Annotated in this window: 8 protein-coding genes and 2 pseudogenes; 5 read left to right on the plus strand and 5 right to left on the minus strand. The window is 60.9% G+C overall.

Annotation, left to right across the window (positions count from 1 at the left end; translation table 11 throughout):
- Positions 1 to 82: 82 nt before the first annotated feature.
- On the minus strand, positions 83 to 1,057 hold the full coding sequence (locus ACR9ZC_RS27090) for a cupin domain-containing protein (protein ID WP_481582607.1): 975 nt from the start codon (positions 1,055 to 1,057) through the stop codon (positions 83 to 85).
- Between the two features lie 131 nt (positions 1,058 to 1,188).
- On the opposite strand from ACR9ZC_RS27090, the gene ACR9ZC_RS27095 reads away from it, so the two are divergent.
- The 5 genes and pseudogenes from ACR9ZC_RS27095 to ACR9ZC_RS27115 all read left to right on the plus strand — a co-directional run.
- Entirely contained in the window at positions 1,189 to 1,725 is a 537-nt protein-coding gene (locus ACR9ZC_RS27095; RefSeq protein WP_481582608.1) for a carboxymuconolactone decarboxylase family protein, read from the plus strand.
- A 217-nt stretch (positions 1,726 to 1,942) separates the two neighbouring features.
- Positions 1,943 to 2,818, plus strand: coding sequence for a DMT family transporter (locus ACR9ZC_RS27100; RefSeq protein WP_481582609.1), 876 nt, complete (start codon positions 1,943 to 1,945; stop codon positions 2,816 to 2,818).
- Positions 2,766 to 4,289, plus strand: coding sequence for an IS21 family transposase (gene istA / locus ACR9ZC_RS27105; RefSeq protein ID WP_481580254.1), 1,524 nt, complete (start codon positions 2,766 to 2,768; stop codon positions 4,287 to 4,289). The genes ACR9ZC_RS27100 and istA overlap by 53 nt, the downstream gene beginning before the upstream one ends.
- 12 nt (positions 4,290 to 4,301) lie before the next feature.
- Positions 4,302 to 5,069 carry an IS21-like element helper ATPase IstB gene (gene istB / locus ACR9ZC_RS27110; protein ID WP_481580255.1) on the plus strand — a complete coding sequence of 256 codons (768 nt, stop codon included), beginning with the start codon at positions 4,302 to 4,304 and terminating at the stop codon, positions 5,067 to 5,069.
- 94 nt (positions 5,070 to 5,163) lie between these two features.
- Positions 5,164 to 5,346 (plus strand): annotated as a pseudogene (locus ACR9ZC_RS27115) (EamA family transporter); the annotation flags it as partial.
- A gap of 199 nt (positions 5,347 to 5,545) precedes the next feature.
- On the opposite strand, the gene ACR9ZC_RS27120 reads toward ACR9ZC_RS27115, so the two are convergent.
- The 4 genes and pseudogenes from ACR9ZC_RS27120 to ACR9ZC_RS27135 form a co-directional block, all read right to left on the minus strand.
- Positions 5,546 to 6,814, minus strand: a complete 1,269-nt coding sequence (locus ACR9ZC_RS27120) for an IS256 family transposase (protein ID WP_481580563.1) — start codon at positions 6,812 to 6,814, stop codon at positions 5,546 to 5,548.
- A 70-nt stretch (positions 6,815 to 6,884) separates the two neighbouring features.
- Entirely contained in the window at positions 6,885 to 7,169 is a 285-nt protein-coding gene (locus tag ACR9ZC_RS27125) for a PAAR domain-containing protein (RefSeq protein WP_481582610.1), read from the minus strand.
- Entirely contained in the window at positions 7,166 to 8,134 is a 969-nt protein-coding gene (locus ACR9ZC_RS27130) for a DUF6708 domain-containing protein (protein WP_481582611.1), read from the minus strand. The genes ACR9ZC_RS27125 and ACR9ZC_RS27130 overlap by 4 nt, the downstream gene beginning before the upstream one ends.
- Before the next feature lie 12 nt (positions 8,135 to 8,146).
- Positions 8,147 to 8,625 (minus strand): annotated as a pseudogene (locus ACR9ZC_RS27135) (T6SS effector BTH_I2691 family protein); the annotation flags it as partial.

The raw sequence follows: 8,625 nt of genomic DNA on the forward strand, positions 1-8,625 counted from the left end.
TTCTCGGTATCGTCTACGCGCGCTACTGAGCGGCGTGGGGTGACCCAAGGCGCTGACCCCTCGCCGACGCTCACGCCGAGCGTTAGCATCTATCTTCGGATGCCCCGATGCTCAAGGAACGGGCGCGCCACTTCGCTGGCGTCATGCCTGTTTGCCGTTTGAACATGCGCTGAAACGCGGCGTCGGATTGATATCCCACAGCTTCCCCGATCTCTGCCACAGACATTCCCGTTTGCGCCAGTTTGCGTCCAGCTAGCGCCATGCGAATGTCCGTGAGCACGTCGCTCGCTGAGCGGTTGATGGCTTCTTCGAAGTGACGCGCAAACGTGGCGCGCGACATGTGACAGAGTTCAGCCAGCTTGGGAAGCGTCCACGGCTTCTCTGGTTCGTCGAACATGGCCGCGAGGGCAGGTTGCAGGCGCTGACGCTGCGCAAGTGCAAGCAGGCCGCGGGGCGCCTGATCGGTCTCGGAGGCGCAGCGCAGGGTCAACGCGAACAGCGCGCCCGAAAGCTGATTCACGATCGTCGCGCTGCCCGGGCGTTGCTCGAACGCTTCCTCGCGCATCAATTCAATGAGTCGGGCAAGCCGGGTTGCCGCAAACGCGGCGTCGCGCGTCTGGACGTCGCCCTCGCTCACGCTGCTCACCAGCAAACGTCCCGGCAGATGGTCGCGCATCAGTTGCTGCGGTACCGCCGGCAGCACGAAGCGCCCGCACAGCACGTCGGCATCCCCGCGTGCGCTGCCATTCGTGGCAATAGTCAGGCCGTCCTTGTCCCGCTTACGTGTCGCCCGGGGGGAATCGCCGCTGCCATCGTGCAGTCGGTGAGCGCCGCCGGAAGGAAACAGCACGATATCGCCGGCCCTCATGCGAAGCGCTGGTTCGCTACCTCCGGTGTCGCTTTCGACGACAGCCTCGCCGCGCAACAGCACGTGATAGTGGAATTCCCACTCGTTCGACTCGGATTGGTCGATGCGCCATGGCGAGCCGAAGTGGCACCGTACATCGAGCCGTCCGGTGACCGGCATCAGCGAGAGCAGTCGGTCCAGCAGTTCCATATGAGACGTTTGAGCATGAAATTGCTGAAGTATGGCATTAAAGAACTCGCCGCACATCCCTACACTGACTCCCATGCCATACGACATGGCTAAGCAGTTCAAACCATCAACCGTGAAGGAAGGAGTCAATCATGTCCCGTCTGACCACCATTCGCCCTGAAGAAGCAACCGGCGCAGCCGCTGAAGTGTTCGCGAAGATCAAGAAGGCCGCCGGCAAGGTACCCAATGCATACGTGACCGTCGGCACGCACAGCCCCGAAGCGCTCAGCGCGGCGCTCGCGTTCGACGCGGCGGTGGCTGCGAGCACGCTTGGCAAGGCAGACATCGAAGTCATCAAGCTGGCCGTCAGCGAATACGTGGGCTGTGACTACTGTATCGCTGCCCATACGCTGATGGGCAAGCTTGCGGGACTGTCGGGCGATGACATGAAGCAGGTGCGCGCTGGTGTGGCAACTGGCGACGCGAAGCGCGACGCGCTGGTGACGTATGTGCGAACGCTGGTCGGTACGCGTGGCACGGTGCCCGAAGCGGTCGTCGATGCGGTGCGCGCGGCGGGTTACACCGAACGCCAGATCATCGAAATCAACCTCGCCATCGCGTCGATTACGTTCACGAATCTCGTGAACCGCGTGAACGACACGACGCTCGATTTTCCGGAAGTCAGGTAACGCGTAGTGGCCTGTGCCGAGGATTGCGATCGAAGGACCGGTCTCTTAGCCGCTCTGGACGAGAGACCGGTCAGTAACGACTGGTTCGCTTTTACTTTGCGCGCTCACGCGCGAAGTGGCTCAGATTTCAAATGCGCTTGACGACGTTGAGCAGCGTACGGCGCGCGGTATAGTGCGCCTGCGGGGCTGCAAGCCCCTGACTGGCATCGAGGGTTTCATGCCGCGCACACGGATCGCCTTGCTCACCGTCCTCGCGATGCTCGCCTTTGCGGGGAACTCGTTGCTTTGCCGCTTGGCGCTGCGTAGTGGTGCGATCGATGCTGCGACATTTACGCTGATGCGGGTCGTGTCTGCCGCGTTCGTTCTCTGGATGATCGTGCGGGTGCGGAACGGTCCGCAGGGTATAGCGGGCAATTGGTATTCGGCGTTCGCACTTTTCGCTTACGCATGCGGATTTTCTTTCGCATACGTCGCTCTTCCTGCAGGCACGGGTGCGTTGCTGCTCTTCGGTGCCGTGCAGGCCACGATGATCGGTTACGGCCTCTGGGCCGGCGAACGTCTGCGTGCACGTCAATGGGTGGGCTTGGCGTTCGCGCTTGGCGGTTTGATCTGGCTCGTTCTGCCGGGAGTTTCGGCGCCGCCGCTGCGGTCTTCCCTTTTGATGCTGAGCGCCGGCGCGGCGTGGGGTATCTATTCGTTACGCGGCAGGCGCGCCGGCGATCCGACGACGACCACCGCGGGAAATTTCATGCGAGCGGTGCCGTTCACGGCGACGACGAGTGTGCTCGCGTTCGGGGAGTTCTCGTTCGAAGGATCCGGTGTGATGTATGCCATGCTTTCCGGGGCATTGACCTCGGGTATCGGCTATATCCTGCGTATTTCGGACGAACGTGACCGGCCGTTTCGGGATCGTGACCGACGATTTCGGCAACGTGACCGGTCATTTCGGGAACGTGACCGAGCGGACCGGAAGGCAGGATTGGCGTTGCGCATGACATCAACCACGCGGGCTATGCTCGCCGGCTTTGGCCGGAGAGAACATGCCCGCGCACCGGATGAACATGCGCATGATCAAGGACGTTTTACGACTTAAATTCGACGGCGGCCTCTCGCACGATCGGATCGCCGCGTCGCTGGGCATTTCCAAAGGCGTGGTCACGAAGTACGTCGGACTGGCGGGCGCCGCCGGGCTGGACTGGGCAAGTGCCTGCGACATGGACGAAGGCGAGCTCGAGCGACGGCTACTCGGCAAGCCTACAGGACCAGCCGCCTACGCCCAGCCCGATTACGGGCGCATCCATCAGGAACTGCGCCGCAAAGGTGTGACGCTGACCCTGCTGTGGGAGGAGTACCAGGCCGAGTTCGCCGACCGGCAAACCTACCGCTACACGCAATTCTGCGAGCACTACAAGGCGTTCACGAAGCGTCTTAAGCGCTCGATGCGTCAGATCCACCGCGCCGGCGAGAAACTGTTCGTTGACTTCGCCGGTCCCACATTGCCGCTGACCAGCGGGCGACGCGCGCACGTGTTCGTGGCCGCCATGGGTGCCTCGAGCTACACGTTCGCGTGCGCGACGCCGGCCGAGACGATGGAGGACTGGTTGGGCGGCATTGCGCGCGCGCTGACCTTCTATGGCGGCGTGCCGCAACTGATCGTGCCGGATAACCCGCGCGCGATGATCGCCGATCCCGACCGCTACGAACCCCGCGCCGGTGACACCGTGCTGGACTTCGCGCGTCATTACGGCACTTCATTCCTGCCTGCACGCGTGTATCGCCCGCAGGATAAACCGAAGGTAGAAGTTGCGGTCCAGGTCGTCGAGCGTTGGATCATGGCGCGCCTGCGTCATCACCGGTTCGCATCGGTCCAGTCGGTCGACGACGCAATCCGGCCGTTGCTCAAGAACCTAAACGAGCGCCCGTTCCAGAAACTGCCCGGATGTCGTGCGAGCGCATTCGCCGACCTCGACGCACCGGCACTGCAACCGTTGCCCGCCCAGCCCTATGAGCTCGCGCGCTTCAAGACGGTGACAGTTCACATCGACTATCACGTCGAGATCAACAAACACCGCTACAGCGTGCCGCACGCCCTGGTCGGTCTCAAGCTCGATGCGCGCATCACGGCGGGCGCCGTCGAGCTATTGCATCGCGGCCGCCGCGTTGCCAGTCATGCTCGCAGCGATCGCGTAGGTGGCTACACAACGGTCGTCGAACACATGCCGGCGGCCCACCGTGCCCACCTGGAATGGACGCCCCAGCGATTGATTCACTGGGGCCAGCAGATCGGCGCGGCAACTGGCGTGCTCGTCACCCGATTGCTGCAGGAGCAACGCCATCCAGAGCACGGCTATCGGGCATGTCTCGGGTTGCTCTCGCTGTCTCGCCGCTATGGCCGCGAGCGCCTCGAAGCGGCGTGTGCGCTGGCGCTGGAACTGGGCGTACACCGGTACCGCCATGTGCGCGACATCCTCATCAATAACCGCGACCGCGCTGCGGCGGCAACGCCTGCCGACTGGGTCAGCCCGAGTCACGCGCACGTGCGCGGCCCCAGCTATTACCAATAACGAGAACCCGCCATGATGATGCAACAGACATTGACGCAACTGCGAGCGCTGAGGCTTGACGGCTTCGCCGACGGCCTTGAAGAACAACTGACGCAACCTGGTTCGGTTAGTCTCAGCTTCGAGGAACGGCTATCACTCCTGGTCGACCGGGAAGCCAGTTGGCGTGATGATCGGCGCCGCACACGCCTGCTTAAGCAAGCACGCTTGAAGTATCCGCAGGCCGCCATCGAAGATCTCGACACCCGCGCCGGCCGAGGCGTGGACTCGCGCTCGCTCATGAGCCTCGCCCTCGGTGATTGGGTCGAAGCCGGTTACAGCCTGCTCATCAGCGGCCCAACGGGCGCGGGCAAATCGTGGCTGGCCTGTGCGCTCGCGCAATACGCCTGTCGGCGCGGACATTCGGCGTTGTATCTGCGCGTGCCGCGCATGAGCGAAGAGCTGCGCGTGCTGCACGGCAACGGCGGCTTCACCAAATGGTTGCTACAAGTAGCCCGCGTTGATGTGCTCCTGCTGGACGATTGGGGGATGGCTCCCCTCGATGCGACGGTTCGAAACGATCTGCTCGAGATGATCGACGACCGCGCCGCAGGCAAGGCGACCATCGTCACCAGCCAATTACCGATCGAACACTGGCATGGCTGGATCGGCGACGAGACCATTGCCGATGCGATGCTCGATCGGCTCATGCAGCGGCATCATCGGATCACGCTCACCGGCGAATCGCTCAGAAAAGCGGCCCTTAAACCCAACGTTCCGGAGCCCGAACTCGACCAAAACTAGCGAGGAAAACTACAATCGACACCGCGCAACGCCAAAACCCGCCGAATCGGTCACGTTCCCGAAATCGGCGGTCACGTTCGCCGAAATACGCAATATCCTTTGGTATGCCGCCTTGAGAGAGCTGAAGGCGGCTACCGCGGCCGCCGTGCAATTGAGCGTGCCGGTCATCGCAGCGATGGGCGGCATAGCGCTGCTCGGCGAACCGCTGACGCCGAGGTTGTCGGCCAGCTCGGCCGCGGTGCTGGGAGGTATTGCGTTGGTCATCGTCAGGAAGTAGCGCAGCCGTGGTGTGGCATCGTCAGGCGGCAAGTACTTAATGGATTTGTGGTCCAGTGATCGTGACCACACACGTCACCATCAGCGTAAAGAAGGACTTGCGCAGATTTCAGGGGGCTCGCCGCTGAACGGCGACGGGACTCCAAGAATGGACTCTGGGAGGTGTCAGGAAGTTTGTGTGCTGAGGTCGGTTAAAAATCTCAGCTGATGGCGGCGGTGAATCGCTCGCCGAACAGGATGGCGAACTGATTGACTGCTTGCCGCCAAGTGATAGGTGGCATCTTCCAATCCTTTTCGATGTTGCGCAAGGCCAGGTACAGCAGTTTGCTTGCGGCTTCGTCGCTTGGGAAGTGACCTCGGTTCTTGACGATCTTACGCAACTGCATGTGCATGCTCTCGATCGCGTTGGTCGTGTATATGATTTTGCGTACTTCCGGCGGATAGGCGAAGAATGGGATGACTTGTTCCCATTGGCGCTGCCACATCGCGGCGACCGTTGGGAATTTCTTGCCCCATTCGCTTTGCGAGAAGGCCTGCAGCGCCGCCTCAGCGGCTTCGGCGGTGGCGGCCTGATAGATCGGCTTGAGCGCCGCAGCCAACGGCTTACGGTCCTTCCAGCTCGCCAGATTCAGCGAATTGCGGATCAGGTGCACGATGCATGTCTGGATCTGGGCGGCCGGATACACCGCTTCGATCGCCTCGGGGAAACCGCGCAAGCCATCGACGACGGCGATCAGGATGTCGTGCAAGCCGCGGTTCTTCAGTTCGTTGAAGACCTTCAGCCAGAACTTGGCGCCTTCGGTTTGCTCGATCCACAAACCCAGCACTTCCTTACGGCCGTCGGCCCGAATGCCCAGCGCGAGGTACACCGCCTTGTTCTTGACCGTGCCTTCGTCGCGAATCTTCAGCCGAAGTGCGTCGAAATACACGATCGGATACATCGCTTCGAGGGGGCGTTGCTGCCACTGTTCGACTTCGGCCAGCACCTCATCGGTGACGGTCGAAATCAGGTCGGGCGACACCTGTAGGCCATATAGCTCCAGCAAATGGCCTTGGATCTCGCGCACGCTCATGCCGCGCGCGTACATGCTGATGACGTGGTCATCAAAGCCTGGCAGCCGGCGTTGATATTTGCCCACTAGCTGCGGCTCGAACGTCGCCTGCCGATCGCGCGGAATGTCCAGATTCAGTTCGCCGTTGGGCGTGAGGACCGTCTTGGGGCTCGTACCGTTGCGGTGGTTGCCGGCCTTGCCTTGCTCAGCCTCGTTCTCCAGGTGATGCGTGAGCTCCGCTGCCAGCATGCGCTCAGCCAGTCGCTTCTTCAGTTGCCCGGCCAGGCCCGATTCGCCGAGAACCGACTCGGCATCCTTGTTCTGAATCTGCGCCAGCAGTTGATCGATCAGTTCGTCAGGGAACAGCTTCGGCGCCTTCGGGTTCTTGCTCTTCTTGGTCACGGTTGCTTCGGTCATAGGACGTAATTTCCGTTATCGTCTCATGACCTCGGCACACTAAAATTCTGACAGGCTCGGACTCTGTCGCTTACGTCGCTATGGAGCCAAGTGTCTGAGATGCGATGAGCTTCGGCAGCGGTTCGCATTTGCACTGGCACAGGTCGTTTTCAAGTGCGACCTGCTTGCCCCTGACCGTCATCGTGCGTGGGGCGCCGTCGCTGATGATGACGCCATGCGTCCCGCAGGCCGGACACTGCACGCGGCCGCCGAGGTAAGCCAACGGCTGTCCCTGGAACGACGAATTTTCGATGCCGTCTTCGACGACGCCATTGCAGGTGGTTTTGTCGCCCTTGCGGATAAACCGGCGGCTCACGATGCGACTCCTTCCGCCTGTCCCTGCGCCGGGGTACACGCGCGCTCGACGTTGTCGGGCCACACGGGCTCGCGACACGTCAGCTGTGCGAGATGATAGGCGACCGCAAGAATGAACGTCGGGATCGCAGCGACGATGCCGACCAGTTGTAGAAACACGTTTCCCGAACGCAACATGTCCGACATGCCATCAAATTGGAGCTTCAGAGAGTTCCGAAAGGAAATCTCCGTTGACAGGAACTCCTCGACGGGCGGTAAAGAAGCGGGGCCGCTCTCCATGAACCGACGGTAGTACTCGAAGTCCTCGTACAGCTCATTCATGGTCTGTCGGCCCAGTTCACCTTCTTCCGACGAAGCGAGTACGACACGCTTGCCTATTGGGAAGCTGTCGGATACTTGCCCCTGCTCGTCGAGAACGAGACAACGAACGACGCGAGGCGCAGTAGCCGTCATGCCGGCTTTGGGCTGCCTCTCGACATAGAGGAAGGCGTCGTCCCATGGCACGGAAACGACTCCGCCCGGTCCGTTGTGGCGAAATGCGTAAATTTTTTGATCGATTCTATTGAAGCGAATAGGCCTGCGGGTGTAGTTAAAACAGTCGGTCATCATAGAACGGACAGACAACATAAAGACTCCGAACGCCGCAAGCGCGAGGAGGCCGAATCCCCAATGAGCGGCGGTCGCGCCCCCGTTCTGCTGTATCGCTGGAAAAACATTGATGGCCATCCAGGAGAACATTGCCGTGAAACACAACGCTCCTACTCCTGCAGTGAAGAACGCAATTAGCCCCCATCCCTTCTCCCGATAAAGGCCGTCGCATACTTCAAGGTAGTTACCTGTGGCCTTGAAGACCGTTCCTTTGCTCTTCGGGTTTGCCGCGCACGGCTTTTTCTGCTGTAAGCGAGCCGATACTTCAGTGTCCGTGACGGACCGTTTTATGCGACGCCAGCGTCCACCGGGAATCATGCTTGCTCCTCGTTACGAAATGACAGACACAAGTGCCTTTTGATCTTCCGCCAGCGTCCGGAATGGATGCTCTTTTCGCTTTGTCCCGAAGTAACAATGTTCAAGCCAGTCGTTGATTTCGCGTTCCTTGAAGTAGTTGATGACCACCCCAAGTATCGCGGCAATCACAAGCAGAGGAAGCACGAGTACAGGGCAACTGACGGCGGCCCAAACCAGCGATACGCCCAGCACTCCAGATGCACCATAAAGAAACGAAAGCAGATAATTTCCACGGCTGCCCTCATCCCAAGCGTGGTAACCGTCGATGGCCGCCGACACCAGGCCGACTACTGCTCCGCCGAACTTGCCCAAGATTTCCAGAAATCTGCTGAGCTTGAGCCATCCACCTCCGACTCTGGCTCCGGATCTCTCGATTGAATCTATCGCAGCGTGTCCGTACTGCGAGATGCTAGCGACCAACCCGGCCGCGGCGTTGTCGAATTTAATGGTGT

The sequence above is a fragment of the Trinickia sp. HAY1-2D genome (genome assembly GCF_056754935.1).

Coding starts and splice junctions, on each gene's coding strand:
- ACR9ZC_RS27130 (WP_481582611.1), bottom strand. CDS start 8,134: ATGATTCCCGGTGGACGCTGGCGTCGCATAAAACGGTCCGTCACGGAC.
- ACR9ZC_RS27095 (WP_481582608.1), top strand. CDS start 1,189: ATGTCCCGTCTGACCACCATTCGCCCTGAAGAAGCAACCGGCGCAGCC.
- ACR9ZC_RS27100 (WP_481582609.1), top strand. CDS start 1,943: ATGCCGCGCACACGGATCGCCTTGCTCACCGTCCTCGCGATGCTCGCC.
- istA (WP_481580254.1), top strand. CDS start 2,766: ATGCCCGCGCACCGGATGAACATGCGCATGATCAAGGACGTTTTACGA.
- istB (WP_481580255.1), top strand. CDS start 4,302: ATGATGATGCAACAGACATTGACGCAACTGCGAGCGCTGAGGCTTGAC.
- ACR9ZC_RS27120 (WP_481580563.1), bottom strand. CDS start 6,814: ATGACCGAAGCAACCGTGACCAAGAAGAGCAAGAACCCGAAGGCGCCG.
- ACR9ZC_RS27090 (WP_481582607.1), bottom strand. CDS start 1,057: ATGGAACTGCTGGACCGACTGCTCTCGCTGATGCCGGTCACCGGACGG.